Annotated in this window: 17 protein-coding genes; 9 read left to right on the forward strand and 8 right to left on the reverse strand. The window is 63.7% G+C overall.

Features of this window, described 5'->3' with window-relative positions; translation table 11 throughout:
- Positions 1–301 precede the first annotated feature (301 nt).
- On the reverse strand, positions 302–2,338 hold the full coding sequence (locus tag KJQ96_RS00005; protein WP_213284678.1) for a pyrroloquinoline quinone-dependent dehydrogenase: 2,037 nt from the start codon (positions 2,336–2,338) through the stop codon (positions 302–304).
- A gap of 54 nt (positions 2,339–2,392) precedes the next feature.
- Positions 2,393–3,835 carry a caspase family protein gene (locus tag KJQ96_RS00010; RefSeq protein ID WP_213284679.1) on the reverse strand — a complete coding sequence of 481 codons (1,443 nt, stop codon included), beginning with the start codon at positions 3,833–3,835 and terminating at the stop codon, positions 2,393–2,395.
- Between the two features lie 232 nt (positions 3,836–4,067).
- Between KJQ96_RS00010 and KJQ96_RS00015 the strand changes: the two genes are divergently transcribed.
- Positions 4,068–4,463: a hypothetical protein gene (locus KJQ96_RS00015; RefSeq protein ID WP_309142340.1), complete on the forward strand. Its 396-nt coding sequence runs from the start codon at positions 4,068–4,070 to the stop codon at positions 4,461–4,463.
- Positions 4,464–4,465: 2 nt separating this feature from the next.
- On the opposite strand, the gene KJQ96_RS00020 is transcribed toward KJQ96_RS00015, so the two are convergent.
- Positions 4,466–6,172, reverse strand: a complete 1,707-nt coding sequence (locus tag KJQ96_RS00020) for a ShlB/FhaC/HecB family hemolysin secretion/activation protein (protein ID WP_309142341.1) — start codon at positions 6,170–6,172, stop codon at positions 4,466–4,468.
- A 208-nt stretch (positions 6,173–6,380) separates the two neighbouring features.
- Between KJQ96_RS00020 and KJQ96_RS00025 the strand changes: the two genes are divergently transcribed.
- The 4 genes from KJQ96_RS00025 to KJQ96_RS00040 all read left to right on the forward strand — a co-directional run bounded on the left by KJQ96_RS00025 (position 6,381) and on the right by KJQ96_RS00040 (position 12,609).
- Positions 6,381–7,505, forward strand: a complete 1,125-nt coding sequence (locus tag KJQ96_RS00025; protein ID WP_213284682.1) for a FecR domain-containing protein — start codon at positions 6,381–6,383, stop codon at positions 7,503–7,505.
- Positions 7,506–7,570: 65 nt separating this feature from the next.
- Positions 7,571–10,297, forward strand: a complete 2,727-nt coding sequence (locus KJQ96_RS00030; protein WP_213284683.1) for an EAL domain-containing protein — start codon at positions 7,571–7,573, stop codon at positions 10,295–10,297.
- A 176-nt stretch (positions 10,298–10,473) separates the two neighbouring features.
- Complete coding sequence (locus KJQ96_RS00035; RefSeq protein WP_213284684.1) at positions 10,474–11,664, forward strand: GNAT family N-acetyltransferase; 1,191 nt, start codon at positions 10,474–10,476, stop codon at positions 11,662–11,664.
- A complete protein-coding gene (locus KJQ96_RS00040) occupies positions 11,665–12,609 on the forward strand; it encodes a cupin-like domain-containing protein (RefSeq protein WP_213284685.1) in 945 nt (314 codons plus the stop codon). It abuts the gene before it with no gap.
- Between the two features lie 6 nt (positions 12,610–12,615).
- On the opposite strand, the gene KJQ96_RS00045 is transcribed toward KJQ96_RS00040, so the two are convergent.
- Both KJQ96_RS00045 and KJQ96_RS00050 read right to left on the reverse strand, forming a co-directional pair.
- Positions 12,616–13,254, reverse strand: coding sequence for an NIPSNAP family protein (locus KJQ96_RS00045; protein ID WP_213284686.1), 639 nt, complete (start codon positions 13,252–13,254; stop codon positions 12,616–12,618).
- Positions 13,255–13,437: 183 nt separating this feature from the next.
- Positions 13,438–14,103, reverse strand: coding sequence for a DsbA family oxidoreductase (locus KJQ96_RS00050; RefSeq protein ID WP_213284687.1), 666 nt, complete (start codon positions 14,101–14,103; stop codon positions 13,438–13,440).
- 162 nt (positions 14,104–14,265) lie between these two features.
- On the opposite strand from KJQ96_RS00050, the gene KJQ96_RS41315 reads away from it, so the two are divergent.
- Positions 14,266–14,397 carry a hypothetical protein gene (locus KJQ96_RS41315; RefSeq protein WP_256441589.1) on the forward strand — a complete coding sequence of 44 codons (132 nt, stop codon included), beginning with the start codon at positions 14,266–14,268 and terminating at the stop codon, positions 14,395–14,397.
- On the opposite strand, the gene KJQ96_RS00060 is transcribed toward KJQ96_RS41315, so the two are convergent.
- Positions 14,394–15,215: a helix-turn-helix domain-containing protein gene (locus KJQ96_RS00060; protein WP_213284688.1), complete on the reverse strand. Its 822-nt coding sequence runs from the start codon at positions 15,213–15,215 to the stop codon at positions 14,394–14,396. The genes KJQ96_RS41315 and KJQ96_RS00060 overlap by 4 nt on opposite strands.
- A gap of 100 nt (positions 15,216–15,315) precedes the next feature.
- Between KJQ96_RS00060 and KJQ96_RS00065 the strand changes: the two genes are divergently transcribed.
- Both KJQ96_RS00065 and KJQ96_RS00070 read left to right on the forward strand, forming a co-directional pair.
- On the forward strand, positions 15,316–15,537 hold the full coding sequence (locus KJQ96_RS00065) for a hypothetical protein (protein WP_213284689.1): 222 nt from the start codon (positions 15,316–15,318) through the stop codon (positions 15,535–15,537).
- A 38-nt stretch (positions 15,538–15,575) separates the two neighbouring features.
- Positions 15,576–15,974, forward strand: a complete 399-nt coding sequence (locus tag KJQ96_RS00070) for a hypothetical protein (protein ID WP_213284690.1) — start codon at positions 15,576–15,578, stop codon at positions 15,972–15,974.
- Positions 15,975–16,102: 128 nt separating this feature from the next.
- On the opposite strand, the gene KJQ96_RS41320 is transcribed toward KJQ96_RS00070, so the two are convergent.
- Both KJQ96_RS41320 and KJQ96_RS00075 read right to left on the reverse strand, forming a co-directional pair.
- Positions 16,103–16,237 (reverse strand): hypothetical protein, encoded by a 135-nt coding sequence (locus tag KJQ96_RS41320; protein ID WP_256441590.1) that lies wholly within the window; start codon positions 16,235–16,237, stop codon positions 16,103–16,105.
- The gene (locus KJQ96_RS00075; RefSeq protein WP_213284691.1) at positions 16,237–16,707 is read right to left on the reverse strand and encodes a group III truncated hemoglobin; all 471 of its coding nucleotides are present in this window, start codon (positions 16,705–16,707) and stop codon (positions 16,237–16,239) included. The genes KJQ96_RS41320 and KJQ96_RS00075 overlap by 1 nt, the downstream gene beginning before the upstream one ends.
- 85 nt (positions 16,708–16,792) lie before the next feature.
- On the opposite strand from KJQ96_RS00075, the gene KJQ96_RS00080 reads away from it, so the two are divergent.
- Positions 16,793–17,221, forward strand: a complete 429-nt coding sequence (locus KJQ96_RS00080) for an Rrf2 family transcriptional regulator (protein WP_213284692.1) — start codon at positions 16,793–16,795, stop codon at positions 17,219–17,221.
- The last annotated feature ends 24 nt before the right edge of the window (positions 17,222–17,245 follow it).

Raw genomic sequence — 17,245 nt, forward strand, 5'->3', positions numbered from 1 at the left:
AGGCCGGGATGCTCCCGCTGTACCTGTATGCTCGTGTGCATTTTCTTTAGCGCAAATCGCACACGAGACCGCGGGTGCAGCCAGCACCCGGTCTTCCCTGCGCCCTCTAAATGAGAGGGCGGGAAGTTGATGGCAAAGCTCGGGCGCCATGCGTCGCGAGAATGTCACTTCATATTCCGTTGTCGTCACCCGCGAAGGCGGGTGACCCAGTATTCCAGAGACGCCAGTGATTAAACCGAGAAGCCGCGGCGTACTGGATCGTCCGGTCAAGCCGGACGATGACAGCAGAGGATGCGTACACTCACGCCCTTCCTGCCCTGCTCCGCCACCAGCGCCACAACGCAATCGCCATCACCACGATCACCAACCCAACCGCAATCGCCCCGCTCATAAAACGTCCACCGGGCCGGTCGATGGTGCGCGACCACAGCGAGGGCGCCTCACCTGGCCGCGCCAGGCGGAACGCCACCACGCTGTCGCCGATCGTGGTGCCGGACTCGGAATGACCGCCGGCGCCGATCGCGACGTATTGCTCGCCCTTCCACATGTAGGTCATGGGATTGGCGACGCCCGGCACCGGCAACCGGCCCTGCCACAGCTCCTGCCCCGATCGGGCATCGAAGGCGCGCAAATAAGCATCCATTGCGCCGGTGAAGACGAGGCTGCCGGCAGTGATCGCGACGCCGCTGATGAGCGGCGTGCCGAAGGGAAAAGCGATGCCGAGCGGCGCACGATCTTCCGTGGTGCCGACTCTCGATCGCCAGAGAATCTTGCCGGCCTTGAGATCGACCGCGACCATCTCGCCCCAGGGCGGCTTGTTGCACAACAGCCCCAACGGCGACAGTGCAACCGCACGGGTCATCGCAAACGGCGTGCCCTGTTGCCGTCCGAAATCGTGACCGGGCGGCGGGCTAAAGCTATCGGCCATAGCGGCACGTGGAAACAATTTGATAATGTGAATCGCCCGCGTCGTGTTGGCGTAAAGAATCTGGCTGACCGGATCGAATGCGACGCCGCCCCAGTTCACGCCGCCGCCGGTCATCGGAAACACCACGGTGCCCTGCGTGGACGGCGGCGTGTAGAGGCCTTCGTTGCGGGCAGAGGCGACCTGCGCGCGGCAGGCTCCGCTGTCCCAGAACGGAATCAGGCCGAACACGTCGTCGGCCGAGATCTGCTGCGACAGCAGCGCCGGGACGTGGGTCGGGAACGGCTGCGTCGGCGAGAGCTGCTCGCCTTCGGCCCCGCCCTGCGGCACCGCGCGTTCCTCCACCGGCCACACCGGCTCGCCGGTATCGCGGTCGAGCACGAACACGAAGCCTTGTTTGGTGGGCTGGATCACCACGTCGCGCAGGCCTTCACCGGTGTCGATGCGCGCCAATGTCGGCTGCGCCGGCAGGTCGTAATCCCAGACGTCGTGATGCACGGTCTGAAACGACCACACCCGTGCGCCGGTCTCCGCGCGCAGTGCGACGATCGAATTGGCGTAGTCGTTATTGCCGGGCCGCTTGCCGCCCCAGAAATCCGGGCTCGGCGAGGACGTGGGCAAGAATACCAGGCCGCGCTCCTCGTCCACCGACATCGGCGCCCAGACATTGGCGTGGCCGGCAATCACGCCATCATGCACCAGCGGATCGAAGCTCCAGCGCGGTTGCCCGGTTCGTGCATCGAAAGCGCGCACCGTGCCCGGCGGCGCTTCGACGCGGCGATTATCTGCAATTGCGGAGCCGACGATGACGGTGTCGCTGATAATGACGGGCGCCGACGTGATCTGGAATTCGCCGGGCCACTCCAATGGACCGATTGCGAACTTGATCTCGCCATTGTTGCCGAAATCGGCGCAGGGAACGCCGGTCCTGGCGTCGAGCGCGATCAGGCGCACGTCGTTGGTGCCCATGAATATCCGTGCGCGGCAGGCGGCAGTCTCAGCGGCGCGCTCATCGAGCCAATAGGCGACGCCACGGCAAGTGTAGCGGTTGGCCGGGCGTTGAGCTGTCGAGATACCAGGATCGTATCGCCACTTCGGCACACCACTGCCGGGATCGAGCGCGATGACCTCGTTAAAAGGCGAGCAGAAGATCAGGCTGTCCTCGACAAGCAGCGGCGTGGCCTGAAACTTGGTCCGCTTCATCGCCTCGACCGGCCGGCGATCAAGGTCGCCAGTCCGAAATTCCCAGGCGCGGACGAGATTGCCGACATTGTCGGGCGTGATCTGCTTGTGCGGCGAAAATCGCGATCCGCCGCGATCGCCGCCCCAATGCTCCCAGGCGGAAGCAGGAAGCGGATTGGCCGCGCAGAAGATGGCAACGATCAAAGCGAACAGACAAATCGGATTTCGCATCCTGCCCCCGCAAGCGCAACCCACGCTTGCGGGATTGATTACCCTATGGGCAGGTCAGTATCTACCCCGACTGCCGTGGTCGCCATAATTGCCGCCGCGTCCGCCGCCAAACCCGCCGAGACCGATCCCGATGCCGATGCTGACCGGCGGCGGCGGTGGCGGCTGCTCGTAGACCACGCGCGGGGGCGGACGGCGAACGACCACAACGTCGTCATCTACCTCACGCACACGCCGCGGCGGCTTGCGATCGGCGCGTTTCGGCGGATCGGGCTCGACGCGCTTGACCGGTGCATTGACCTTGATCGGTTGCTGCGGCGGCTGGATGTTGCAGGGACACATCGGCGCGGCGAGCGCGACGTTTTGCGGCACGGCGCCCGCGGCGACCAGAGGCGGCGCGAAATCCGGACGGTTACGCAGCCGCTCCTCCAGCTTGCGCGCGGTCGCGGCCAAATCGCTATCGGGGAATCGCGTCAGGAACGAACGATAAGCGGACGCGGTATTGATCAGCACAGCGTTATTCCACGCCACCATGCGCCGGTGACGGACCAGCCAGTCCCGCGCCAGCCGCCCGAGCGACGTTTGCGGGTAAAGGCCGGCAAAGGCCTCATAGGCTTCGTCGGTGCCGTCGGCCACGATCAATTCGTTTGCCGCCTCGACCGGCTTGCCCTTCAGATCGCGCGTCCACTCGGCAACCGTCTTCTTCGGAGCTGCGGCAGGCTTGGGTCCGGCGACCGAGGCGCCAAAAAAGCGGAAATCCTCCGTCAGCGAAGAGCTGTCCCACGGCGTCTGCCGCCCTTCGGTGACCTTGTTCACCGCAAGCCGCACCCGCTTGAACGTCTCCTCGATCGGAATCCCCTGCTCCTTGCCGGCCGCGAGCAGCGCGGTCGTATACGGGCTGTTGGAGCCCGAGCCGTCTTCCGCGACCGCGCCGGGCGAAGTCGAGAACGACAGAAACGTGCCGGGCGCACCGACCTTGGCATCGACCAGCGCAAGGCCGCTGCCGGCGGTCTTGAGATCGGGGAACGGATTGTTGCGGCAGGCATCGAGCATCAGGATGCGCATCCTGCTCGGAACCGATGTCAGCGTGTTCAGGATGTCGTTGAGGCGCACCGCCTGGATCGGAATATCGGCTTCCCGCTTCGGATCGATATCGACCGGGACCAGAAAATTCTCGCCGTCGATCTGCAGCCCATGGCCGGCGTAAAACACCAAGGCGATCGTATCGGCGCCTTTCGCGGCTACCTTGCCGGCGAATTCGCTGACCACCTCCCGCATTTGATTCTGCGAAAGATCGGCAGCGGTCGAAACCTCGAAGCCGGAATCGGTCAGCAATTGCGTGACCGCCTTGGCGTCATTGGCCGGATTGGGCAGCGCTGGCACCGAGCGATAGGCGGATTGGCCGATCACCAGTGCGAGGCGGCTTTCGGCGGAGGCCGAATGGGCGCCCAGCAGAACCGCCGCAGGAATCATCAGCTTGAGCAGCGCGTGACGGAACATGATGCCACCTCCCGACAATGCAGGCTTCGGATTGGTCACGGCCTCGAAGCCAAAGGTTCAAGCCGGCCGCGCCCTGTGAGACGTGATGGCGGCCCCATTCGAAGGCGACCTTGTCGCAGGCCCAGAATCCCGCGCAGTGATCCAAATCACAGTCGCGAGATCGTTATGTGCACGGCAATCCCCTGTCCGAAATGGCGCCGCCGGGGTAAAACAACCTCCGATGCGGCGGATCGTGGTTCACATAGCGCTGGTAGCGGGCGCAGCGCTGACGCTTGCGGGTTGCGGTTTTGCCGACGTCCGCGCGCCCGTGCCCGACTTCATGCGCGCCAAGGCGCCCGACCCGCCCGCGCTGGGGACGCCGCCCGACGTCAAGCTGCTGCTGCGGCAAAGACTCGATTCGGTGTTCGTGGCGGCCTCGCAACCGACCCAGGTCCGCGTCTCCGAGCCGCGCCCCAACCTCCGCGGCCAGGGCTGGACCGCCTGCGTCAAGGCCGAAGTGGTTTCCGTGACCGGCAAGCCCCTGGGCACGCAGACCTATCGGATCGAAATATCCGACGGCTCGATCGCCGACCGCCAAAAAGTCGAAGCCGAGGATACCTGCGCGACCGAGAGCTACGAGCCGGTCTAGCTCTACAGACAGCGCGTCGTCGCCCGCACCGGACAGAGCTTCAGCGCGCTGGTCAGCGAGAACAGCACCCGTGCCCCGCGGGTCGGATTGTCGGGCGCGCGGTAGCTGAGCGGCGCGGCGGCGCCGATATCGGCTTGCAGGCCTTCAGCGAGGAAGAAGCGAATGCCGCCGCCGGCCGAGGTCAGCGACAGCCCGTCGCTGAGCCGATAGCCGTCATTCCAGGCCACACCGCTGTCGACGAAGCCGTAGAGCTGGTAGCCGTTCAGATATTGCAGGTTCGTCTTCTGGTCGAAGCGCAGTTCGAGCGAGCCCGCGAGGCCGTTGTCGCCGCTGATCTCGGCGCTGCCATAGCCGCGGCCGAACGCAATGCCGCCGAGGTAGAATTGCTGCGAGGTGAAGAGCGGACGGGACGCCGCCTGGCCGGCGGCAGCGAGCTTCACCGACCATGCATCCGTCAGCGTTTGATAGCGCGTGAACCAGAAATTCAGCGCGGAGAAAGTGGCGGACGCGCCGACGCGCGACAGATAATCGTCGTCGCGGTGCGAGGCGCCGAGAATGTCGAGGCCCTGGCGATAGTTCACCGTCAGATAATTGGTGCCGCCGAAATTATCCTGCAGGCGGTAGTCCGACGTGAGGCTCGCTGTGCGGATGCGATCGGCATAGATCAGGCCGAACACGTCGTTTTCGGTGGCGTTGGTGAATCCCGCAGCCGCGGTCAGCGTCAGGCTGGACTTCTGCGACTGCACCGGAGCGATGCTGCCGCGAACTTCGAACGAATGGGTCTTGATGTTGTCGCTGTAGAGACGGCGGTAATCACCGGGCCAGACTTCGGTGTAATAGCCGTACGCACCGATACGGGCGCCGTCAGTGCCGACGGGCATTTCGTAGGACAGACGGCCGAATGCGAGCTGCCTGGGATCGCCGGGCGTGGTCGAAAGGTTGAACACCAGCGAATCGCCGGGCGCGAGATAGGAGTTGAACGCGGCTGTCCCGTAGCTTTGCCAGGGTCCGACCGACGACGATCCGAGATTGTCGATGCCGAACGATGTGAAGACGTGCCAGGTTTTCACGGAGATGATCAAGCGGAAATGGCCGCTCGTCGTGCCGATCTCGTCGATTGCGGTGTCAATGATGCGCAGGCCTGGGCGGCCATTGATCAGGAGCAATTGCCGTTCGAGCGTTGCAAGCCGCGAGGGCCGTTCGGCCAACACGGCATCGAACATGGGCCGGACGCCGAATTCGTCGGCGCCGTCCCCCTTCAGCGTCAGCTCCGTGATGCTGCCTTCGACGACCTGAATGCGAAGCTCGCCGCTCTGGATATCCTGCGGCGGGATGATCGCCCGGCTGAGGTGAAAGCCGGCGGCGCGATAGACCTCGCTGACCGCGCTGGCCATCGCCGCCAGATCTGCCTGCGACACCTTTTTCCCGATGTAGGGTTGATATGCCGTCACCAGCCGGTCCTGCGGTATCGCGACGGCGCCGCTGATCGAGACGCGCCGAAGCACGAACAGCGGCTTGGTGTCTCCCTGCCCCTCCGTCCCGGCAAACTGCGGCGACGGCAATCGGGGCCGCCCGTTCGCGCCCTGGCTCGATTGCTGGTCCTCGAAACGCTTTTCGGTCTGCCGCGGATCGTAACCGGGCTGATGCGCCTGCTGCGCTTGCGCCGGCAAACAGATGAGCGAAGTCCACAGCCCGAGGCTAACCACCACACGGGACAAAGCTGAACAGGCCCAGTTCCGTAATTGTACGGACAAGAAACCGGAATCGTGAGCGGAACCGCTAGCCATCTGATTTTTAATAGAAAATTATGGTCAACGAATGGTTAACGCGTCCCTCGCAGAGCACGGTTTCCGCTCACTCAATGTTGAAACATTTCCAATAGCGTACGGGATAAAGCGGCAAATCGGAGAGAGCTTCATGCGTGCGATCCCTCATGTCCCGAGAACACTCGCGGCGATGCTCTTCCTGGCGACGGCCTCGATCGCTAACGCCGCCGATGGCGGCGAGTGGACGGTCAGCAAATCTTCCGGCGAGGTCTGGGTCACCGGCAGCGGCGTGCAGCAGGCATCGATCAAGCAGGAAGACGCGTTGAAGCCGGGCGATACGGTTCGCACCGGCCGCACCGGGCGCGTTCTGTTGAAGCGCGGCGAGGAAATAATCATGGTTGGGCCGAATTCCGTGGTCGGCGTCCCGGCCCAGAAGAAGGAAGGGCTATCGACAACGATCGTGCAGCGGGCAGGCTCGATCCTGCTCGACGTCGAAAAACGCAACGTCAAGCATTTCGAGGTCGAAACGCCCTACCTCGCCGCCGTGGTGAAGGGCACGCAATTCCGCGTCACCGTCAACGCCGGCAAGACCACCGTCGATGTGATCCGCGGTCAGGTCGAAGTCGCCGACTTTAAGTCAGGCCAGATCGCGCAAGTAATGGCCGGGCAGCACGCGACCGCGTTCGCGAACGGCAAGACCGGGCTATCGCTGGGTGGAGCCGGCGTCCTCGTCCCGATCGAGCACGGCAAGCCCCGCGCACCTTCGATCGACCGCGTGCCGGTGCCGCGCAACGGTCTCTCCGCGCCGCGCCATGCGGCCAACGGACAAGATAAACATGCGAGCGCCCATCCCGCCAAACATGGCGTCACCCGCATCTCCTCGTCGATCGGCGAAGTCCGGGTGAACTTCCATCGCGTTACCAACGGTCTCGCCCATGGCACCTCGGCTTCGGCCAGCGCGGCGCGGGGCGCCTCCGAACCCAAGACGGTCTGGAGTTCATCAACTCCCGGCACGGACACGGCCGCCGCCAACAGTGGTCAGGGAGATAATGGCAACGGATCCGTCGCCAGTGCCGCCGGTCGAGCAAATGCAAGCGCGGTAGCGGCTGTCGCCGGGGGCAACAGCAATAGCGGCAATGGCAACAGCGGCAACGGTAACGGCAACGGCAATGGCAATGGCAATGGCAATGGCAGCAGCGAAAATGCCGCCAACGGGAACGGCAACGGAGCCAACGGCAGTGGCCGTGGCAACAGTGGACACGGAAGAGGCCGCTAACCGCACGATCCACTGCAAGAGAACTGAACGACCAGTCAAACCCGAAACACCAGAATGGTGACCAAGTGAAACGATATCGGCCGCATATTTTCGTGATGATTGCGCTGGCAATCGTCCTAGCGGGCGGCTGGCACAGCTCGCTTCGCAACGTGCTCGCCGACTTGCGGTTCGCTTGGCAGTCGCGACAAGTCAGCGGCGACATCGTGGTGATCGCGATCGACGCATCGTCGATCGACAGGATCGGCGTCTGGCCGTGGCCGCGCCTGCTCCACGCCGACCTGATCCGGCAGCTTCAGAAGGCGGACGTCGAGGACATTGCGCTCGATGTCGACTTCTCGACACCTTCGGATGCGTCATCGGACCGAAACTTTGCCGAAGCCCTCGAGGGCGCCGGCGGATCGGTGGTACTGCCCTCCTTCCAGCAGCCCCGCACCGACAGGACAACGCTTCACATCAATCGCCCACTGCAGCAATTCGCCGAACATTCGTGGTCGGCGATCGTCAATGTCGAGGTCGGGCCCGATGGACTCGTCCGGCGTTATCCGTTCGGTGAGAAGCTGGACGGCAAATTCGTACCCTCGATGGCTGCCGTGCTCGCCGGCCAATACGCCGAAAAGCGCACGCCCTTTTTGATCGACTTCAGCATCCGAACGGCCGGAATTCCCAAAGTATCCTTTGCCGACGTTCTGAGCGGCGACCCGGCGACACTGCAAAAACTCCGGGGCAAAAAGGTCGTCATCGGCGGCACGGCGCTCGAACTTGGTGACCGCTTCAGCGTGCCGAACGGCGTGATCCTGTCCGGACCGGTGCTGCAGACGCTGGCCGCGGAGTCGCTTCTGCAGAACCGCGCGCTGCAATGGACCTCGGGCGTCGTCACCGCGGCCGGCCTGGCGTTGCTCGCCGTGCTGATGCTGTTCTCGTGGCGCCGCCTCACCGCTGGCAAGCGGGTCGCGCTGCTCGGCGCAACGGCGTTCACACTCGAGGCAGGCGCGTTTGCCTTGCAGACGGCGTTCCCGCTCATTGTGGATACGTCGCTGTTTCACATCGCCATCATCGTCTACGTCGCGGCCATCGCCCTCGACGAAATCGACATCAGGGATCTGCTCGGCCGGGTCGCCGAGAGCCGCTTTCAGCGCGTGGCGATGTCGCTCGGCGACGGCCTGATCTGTACCGACTCTAACTATTTGATCACGGTGTGGAATCCGGGCGCGACCGCGATCTTCGGCTATCTGCCCGAAGAGATGATCGGTCGGCCGTTCGACGAGATTTGCGCACGTGACGAGGCCCTGGCCACATCCGCCTTCTCCATCAAGAACGCGGCACATCTGGCTGCCGGATCGGTGGTCGAGTTCGACGGACGCCGCAGCAATGGCGAGGTGTTTCCGGTCGAAGCCTCCTTCTCCGGCTGGCAAGGCACCGACGGGCTTCAGTTTGGCGCGATCCTGCGCGACATCTCGGTTCGCAAGCGCGAAGCCGAAAGAGTGAGATATCTTGCGGAACACGACACGCTGACGGGGCTCATCAACCGCAACACGCTTCACGTCCAGCTCGAGGCAAAAATTTCCGCGGCCGGGATGGACAGCCGCAAGGTGGCACTGCTGGTGATCGGCATCGACGGCTTCCAGCAGATCAACGACATGCTCGGCAACACCTGTGGCGATCTCGTGCTTCGTGCCATTTCGCAGCGACTGACGGCGGCTGTTCCGTCGGCGGGTCTGGTCGCCCGCTTGAGCGGAGACGAATTCGCCATCGCCGTTCCGACCAGCGATATCGGAGAAAACCTCAGCCGCTTCGCCGAACAGATCGGCGACGGCTTCGACGCGCCGCTGCTGGCCGGAAACCGCCACCTCCGCGTCAAGGTCAGCATTGGGGCCGCCGTTTGCCCGAGCGATGGACGAACGGCGGACGAACTCCTCAGCAACGCCCATCTGGCGTTGAGCCGCGCCAAGGCGACCAACCGCGGCGGCCACGTGCTGTTCGAAGACTCGATCCGCCGCGAGCTAGAGACGCGCCTGACGCTGGAAGCGGAGCTGGCGCTGGCCGCGGAACGCAATCAGTTCGAATTGTTCTTTCAACCACAATTTCATCTGGCCGACGGCCGGTTGATCGGCGCCGAAGCCCTGATCCGCTGGCGTCATCCCGTGCGGGGGCTGGTTTCGCCGGGCGAATTCATGCCGGTCGTCAATACCTCTCCGATTTCCGAGCGGATCGCCGAATGGGTTCTCCGAACCGCCTGCACCCAGGGAGCCGCCTGGGAACGCGCAGGACACAAGCTCCGCATCGGCGTCAACCTTTCGCCGTCGCAGTTGGAGTCCGGTGACCTCACGGTCTCGGTCGCGCAGGTACTCGCCAGCACCGGCTTGAGTCCAACCAGCCTCGAGCTCGAGGTCACCGAAGACATCCTGCTCCACGATGAGCAAGGCGCGCTGAATACGTTCCTCGAGATTCAGGAGCTTGGCGTTCGCCTGTCCTTCGACGATTTCGGCACCGGCTTTGCCAGTTTGAGCTATCTGAAGAAATTCCCGCTCGACGGGCTGAAGATCGACCGGTCCTTCGTGTTGGGCTTGCTGACCAATCCCGACGACGCGGCGATCGTCAGCTCGACCATCGGGCTGAGCAAGCAACTCGGCCTGTCCGTCATCGCGGAAGGCGTCGAGGACCGCGCCACGGCCGACTGCCTGGTCAGGATGGGCTGCGAAGAGGGACAGGGTTATTTCTTCGGCAAGCCGATGCCCGCTCGGGATTTTGAGGCCAAATTCCTGACCGCTCCCGCAGCCGCCGAGGTGGCGTGACGCCGAGCGCGGTTCGCTCAGGCTGAACGATCGGTTAACGCGACACCTCAAATCCGAGCGTCGCAGCAACGCTATTTTCCAACTCTTTTCGCTAGGGTCGCCCAGTGAACGCGATAGCCAAGGAATGCCCTTAAGGCGTCGTCGCCACATAAATCGCGAATGGGGATACGGGGAAAGTGGCCGATATTGCCGACATCTCGACGGTGCGCCGGGCATCGAGCAAGGAGGCGAATGCGCCAGCCATCAGCGAAGCGCTGACGCCGCTTACCGGCATCTCCGCGCCGCAATGGCGTGCGCTCGCCGAAGGCGCCGCCGAGCCGAACGGCTATTACTTGCCCGAATGGAAATTGGCGGTGAACGCTTCGGCGCGGGGCCGTTCGAATGTCGCCGCGCTCGGCGCGTGGCACGATGCATCCGCCTTGATCGGCCTTGTGCCCGTGATCTCGATGTGGCGCGCCTACAAGATCCCGCTGCCCGCTCTGGTCAGCGCCGATCCCTACGGCACGCTTTGCACGCCGCTGCTCGACGCTGATATGGCGGAGGAAGCCGTCACAAGCATCCTGCGCCGGGCCCGGCGGGCCGGCGCGCATGCGCTGATTTTCCGCGCCACCCCGCTCGATGGCGCAGCCATGAAGGCCTTCACCAATGTGCTGCATCGCGGCCACATGCAGCCGCTGGTGCTGCAATCGCATGTCCGCGCCTGCCTCGATGCCACGGCCGACGCCGATACCGTGCTGCGCGACGCGCTCGGCGCAAAGAAACTGAAAGAACTGCGCCGCCAGCGCAATCGCCTCGCCGAACACGGCGCCGTCCATTTCGACGTGGCGCGGACGCCCGGTGAGATCACTGCCGCCGTCGAAACCTTCCTGGTACTGGAAGCCAGCGGCTGGAAGGGCCAGCGTGGCACGGCCCTTGGCCAGCACGAGGGCGATGCGGCGTTCGTCCGCCGCGCCACTTCGGCGCTGGCAGAGACCGGCCAATGCGAGATCGTGACCTTGCGCGCCGGCGCAACACCGGTGGCGGCAGCGATCGTGCTGCGCCATCAGGATCGCGCCTTCTACTTCAAGCTCGGCGTTGACGAGCGCTTTGCGAAGTTTTCGCCGGGCGTGCAACTGACGCTGGAGCTGACGCAGCATCTTTGCGCCGATCCAGCCATTGCTATGGTGGATTCCACCGCAAATCCCGACCATCCCATGATCAACCCGATCTGGCGCGGACGCCTTGCGATCGGCGACGTGTTGATTCCGCTGCGGCGGAACGATCCGGTGGTGGCGTTGATTCGCGCCGCGCTCCCCTTGCGGTCCGCAATCCGCGAGCCGGCGCGGCGTCTCGTCCATTTCATCAGAAAGAGCCGGGAGAAATCCTAAATGAATACGCTCACCGCCATAGCGCCCGTCATTACGGCTGACCATGACGCGCTCCGCCGCGACTTTCCGCTAAAGCCGTTCGCGATCCGCCACAAGCTCGCCGGCCATCCGCTGCTGACGCTGCCACGCATCGCGCAATTGGCTTCCGAGCTGCCGCGCGACCTGATCGAACATAATTCCGGCAAGGTCGCGATCAGCCAGGATCCGGATGCGATTCCTTCCGTCGACCTCGACCCCGTCGAAGTCGTGAAGAGCATTGAGTCCGCCGGCGCCTGGATGGTGCTCAAGCGGATCGAGAATTCGCCGGACTATCGCGCGTTGCTCGAGGATACCCTGCTGTCCGTCGCCCGCGCCCGCGGCTTCAACAGCTTGGCTGACGCCGGCTTCGAGCAGGTCGAAGGTTTCCTCTTCGTGTCCTCGCCGAATTCGACCACGCCCTTTCATCTCGACAGCGAAGACAATTTCTTCGTGCACATCCACGGCGAAAAATTCTTCACGATCTTCGACAACACCGACCGTTCGATCGTCTCCGACGACGAGATCGAGCGCTCGATGACCAAACATCGTAACCTGAAATATGACGAGAGCATTGCGCCGTTGGGTAAGGAATTCCACCTGTTCGCGGGCGAGGGCTGCTATGTGCCGTATCAATGGCCGCACTGGGTGCGCACCGCAGGTTCGTTCTCGATCTCGATGGCGATCACCTGGAAGACGCGCGAGGTGCGGCGGATGAACGATCTGCACTTCTTCAATTCGATGCTGCGCAGCATCGGCCTGCCGCAGCAGCCGCCGGGCAAACAGCCGCTGCTCGACGCGCTCAAGCTGGCGTTCTATCGCACCGTGACGACCGCGATAACGCCGCTGCGCGCCTCGATGGCGATGCGCCGCGTGCTGCGGCGGATCGCGCTCGGGAAACGCGCGAACTATTATTTGAAAGGGGCGTAACCAGCCTCACTGCAGCGGCGAATGCGGCGCCGGCAGCATGATGGTTGAGTGCATCTCGTCGAGAAATCCGGGACCCTTCCCGAGAAATTCCTGCCAGGCCGGATCCTTCATCGCATTCCCGCGCGCTTCGGCGCGGGCGTTCAGGCTGGGATAGGCCCAGATGTGGCAGGCTTCGTTCGGCTGGCCCGCTTCGGTGGTCCAGAGGCCGACGATCTTTGAATGTTTTTCGCGCTCCGGCAGCACCGCGGTGAACGCATCGAGCCATTGCTTCAGGCCGCCGGCTGGCTTGGCGCGGTAGTTGCGGAGTTCGTAGACATTGCCCGTCGATGCCGGGGCCACCGGAGGCCTCACTGCATTCATCAGGCGGACATCCTGGCGGACCAACCAGGGGCGGATCAGCGGAACGTACTCGCCGGTCCAGCGCGGGTTTTTCGCAAGCTCGGCGCGCAACCGGGCGCGCTCGTCAAAACTGTTGTAGCTCCACATGTGCAGAACCTGATTAAGCGGGCCGATCTCGGTCGACCAGTAGCCTTCGAGCTTGCCGTAATCGTCCTTGCGGATCTCGCGCGATATCGTACTCGCGGCCTTGATCATGTCGCCGAGCGTGCCGGGTCTTAAGGTGTAGGTGCGCAGTTCGTAGATCATGATTGCCTCCCCAAGTTTATTCTAGTTTCATTGCCGCGTTCCCCGGATGCTGCGCAGCGTCATAAGCCCGTTACGCGCGTCTTCGACACGCTATGGCGGTGCGCTGAGGATCCGGCGCCCATCGCTGGAGTTGGGTCCCGGCTCTGCGGCGCAGCGCTGCGCGCCGCGTCGGGACACGCAAGGTCACTCCGCGGCCTGCGCGTTGATTTCGCCGGAAACTTGCCGGATCGCGCGGGCGAGTTGCTCGGCCGGCTGGGCGCCGGACACTGCATATTTCTGCGCGAAGACGAAAGTGGGAACGCCCGAGATGCCTTTGTCGGACGCTTCCTGAGCCTGGCCCGAGATCAGCGCGACATCCTCATCGGTGGCAAGCCGCTTACGCACATCGTCGGCGTCGAGGCCGACATCGGCCGCGGCCTGCACCAGCACGTTGACATCGGTCAGATCGCCGCCATCGCGAAAGTACAATTCCATCAGGCGCTGCTTCATCTCGGCAGCCTTGCCCTGCGCTTCCGCCCAGTGGATCAGCCGGTGGCAGTCGATGGTATTGGGCTGGCGCTTCACGAGTTCAGGGCGGTAGGTCAGCCCCTCCTCGCCCGCAGCCGCCACGACGCGGCCAGCGATACCCTTGTAGGCCTCGACCGAACCGAATTTTGCGGTGAGATATTCGTCGCGACTGATGCCCTCGCGCGGCACCCAGGAATTGAGGAAAAACGGCCGCCAGCGCACTTCGACGGGAACATCGGGCACCAGCGCCAGAGCGTTCTCGATCCGGCGCTTGCCGATGTAGCACCAGGGGCAGACCACGTCGGAGACGATGTCGATCTTGAGGGGTTTTAGGGTGCTCATCGGGACGTCCTCGCTGAATGATGTCCCGGAAGGTAGTCCGATCGGACAAGGAGACAAGGGCGCGGCCTGCATGTCTCGTATCACTTCACCTCCACGGTTATTGTGGCGAACGGCTAGCCCTTCTAGAACTCCGCGCCTCGATTTGAACCACGGAGCCCTGCAATGACCGTCATTTTCAGGCCGGAAAGCCTCCTGTTTCGCGCCATCGAACATGCGGGCGGGCCGTGGTCACCGGATATGCTGCAGGGCAGCGGGACCACAGCGCTGATGACGGTGCAAGGCGGCGACTCTTAGGTCAAACCGGCCGCGATCTGCCGCATCCGATCGGCGGTCAGATCGTCGGCGGGGAAGAACGTTTCCAGCGCCAGCTCCTGCAGTGTGATGTCGACGGGCGTGCCGAACACCATAGTGGTGGAGATGAAACTCAGGACGTCGCCATTGTGGCGCAGCTTGAAGGGAATCGCGACATTGTCGGCCGAGATCGGTCCCGAACGCGCCGGCATGCGATAGGCTTTCAGCTCCTGATACAGTTTGAGCAGTTCGGGATCAGCCGTTGCCTCGCACTGACGATGCAGCCGTTCCAGAAGATGCGCGCTCCATTCGGCAAGATTGACCGTGCGCGGCGCGAGCCCCTCTGGATGAAAGGCGAGCCGCATAACGTTGAGGGGATGCCGGAGCAAATGCGGCGGCAAACCTTCGAGCAACGGCGCCACCATGCGGTTGGCCGTCACCAGATTCCAGTGCCGGTCATAGGCCAGCGCCGGATTGGGCTCATGTGCCTTCAGCACCAGATCGATCGCCTGCCGGGCTGACTTTAGCGCTGGATCATCCAGCGAGCGTTGCGGAAAGGCCGGGGCAAAACCCGCCGCGACCAGGAGTACGTTGCGTTCACGCAAGGGAACCTCCAATCGCTCGGCAAGCTTGAGCACCATTTCGCGCGACGGCGCGGCGCGGCCGGTTTCGACAAAACTGAGGTGACGCGCGGATATTTCGGCATCGCTCGCCAGATCGAGCTGGCTCAGATGGCGGCGCTGGCGCCATTCGCGCAAGTGATCGCCAATGTGGAGGGGTTGGGTTCGTTCGGCTCGCGCCGTGGCAGCATGTGCGTTCATGGTGGAAAACCTACCATGCGAATTTCATCCATTCCATTACGTCCAAGGTAATCGAAACGGGTCGCAGGCCGGGTCATCTTGGCGGCACAGGAGATGACCCATGCTGATGCTTTCGCTGTTCCGCTTCGCCGCCGCCATGATCCCTTGGGTGCGCAATCTGGTCACCTGGCTCGTGGCACGCTCCCTGAACATGCCCGAGCCCCTGGTGCATGACACCGGTGTGTTCGTGTTCGTGCAGGTGCAAACGATCGAGAACAGGGTCGGCAAGGCGCTCTGCCCGGTGCGGCTGATGCGTCAGCTCCGGTCGCTGCTGCAACGCTGATCCCTGCCACCAGTCATTCTAAAGCAAAGGAGAACGTCATGATCCATCCGTCCACCTTCCTGAGCCGCGCCCTGCTCGCCGACGCCATCTTCAGCGGCGTCGCCGCTGTGGCGCTAACGCTCGGCGCCGGCACGCTCGCGCCGTTCCTCAATTTGCCGGAAGTCTTGTTGCGCGAAACTGGCCTGTTCCTGATCGCCTATACCGCGCTGGTCGGCTGGCTGGCGACGAGGTCGACGGTGATGAAGGCGCTGGTGCTGTTCGTGATCATCGGTAACGCCGCGTGGACGCTGGGCAGCATTGCGCTGCTTTTCTCGGGCGCGGTGTCGCCGAACCTGCTCGGTCAGGTGTTCATCGTGGCGCAGGCGATTGCAACGGGCGTCTTTGCCGAGTTGCAGTATATTGGGCTGCGGAAGAGTGGCGGTGTCGTAGCCGCTTGATCGCAGTTCTAACGCAGTCATTCCGGGATGGTGCGCAAGCACCAGACCCGGAATCTCGAGATCCTCAGGTGCGCAATTGCGCACCGTATTCGATGCTTCGCATCGCCCCGGGATGACGCGCGAGCGCGTCAGCTCAACACCACCGCCGCAATCATTCCGGCAAAAGTCAGCACCAGCCCGATGACCAGCATCGGCACCAGGCTGCTGCCCGAATACGGGTTGGCCTGCTCCTTGTTCGTCACGATATGTGCTCGATAAGCCATCACACTGCTCCTGCCTGATTGCGTCGAAATCTTTCACCGTTTGCGAGCATGACGCCATTGGCGCCGGCGATACCAAGCTCGAGGCTCGCCGCAATCCGCCGCGCCCGTTCCACAAAATGCGCGTCCGCCTCCGGCGGGCAGATCTCGCGCGCGGTGATCTCGAACAGTGCGAGCCAGCGGTCGAAATGCGCGGCATCGACCGGCAATGGCAGATGTTTCGCCATTGGCGTGCCGTGATAGCGGCCGGTCATCAGCGCGACGGATGACCAGAATGCGCACATCTGCTTCAGATGCGGCTCCCAATCCTTGATGCGCGTATCGAAGATCGGCCCCAGCACCGCGTCCTCGCGGACCTTGGCGTAGAAGCCGCGCACCAGGCGCTCGATCATCGCTTCGTCGATGCCCGTCCGCTCCATGATTTCGGCCATGAGCCGTTCGCGCCGCTCCGGCCCTGCCAAGATCGCTTCCATTCCGCCTGCCCTTAAATCGGTATTTCAAATACCTATTTAGACGGGCTATAGATGATTTGCAAGCAGATCTTTTGAGAGGGACCCCATGCGCCTGACGTCGTTCACAGATTTTGCGTTGCGCGCGCTGATGCGGCTGGCGGGCGACCCCGACCGTTCCTTCGCCACCAATGAAATTGCGTCCGAGTTCGGCATTTCCCGCAACCATCTGGCCAAGGTGGTGCGCGACCTCGCCGACAGCGGCTTCATTTCGACCCAGCGCGGCGCCGGCGGCGGCTTCATGCTGGCCCGCCCGGCCCAGTCGATCACCATTGGCGAGGTGGTGCGCGCGCTGGAAGGGCCGCCGCTGGTCGAATGTTTTCGTGAGGATGGCGGCAGTTGCGTGCTGAAGCCGCGCTGCCGGCTAAAGGCGAGGCTCGCTGCCGCGCGCGAGGCCTTCATGCGCGAGCTCGACGCCACGACGCTGGCGGAATGCGCCTACCCCGCGCAGCCCAGACGCAGTCCGTTGACCGCGTGAGGCCTCTACCGAAGCATCAGGACC

The sequence above is a fragment of the Bradyrhizobium sp. sGM-13 genome (assembly GCF_018398875.1).
GTDB lineage: Bacteria > Pseudomonadota > Alphaproteobacteria > Rhizobiales > Xanthobacteraceae > Bradyrhizobium.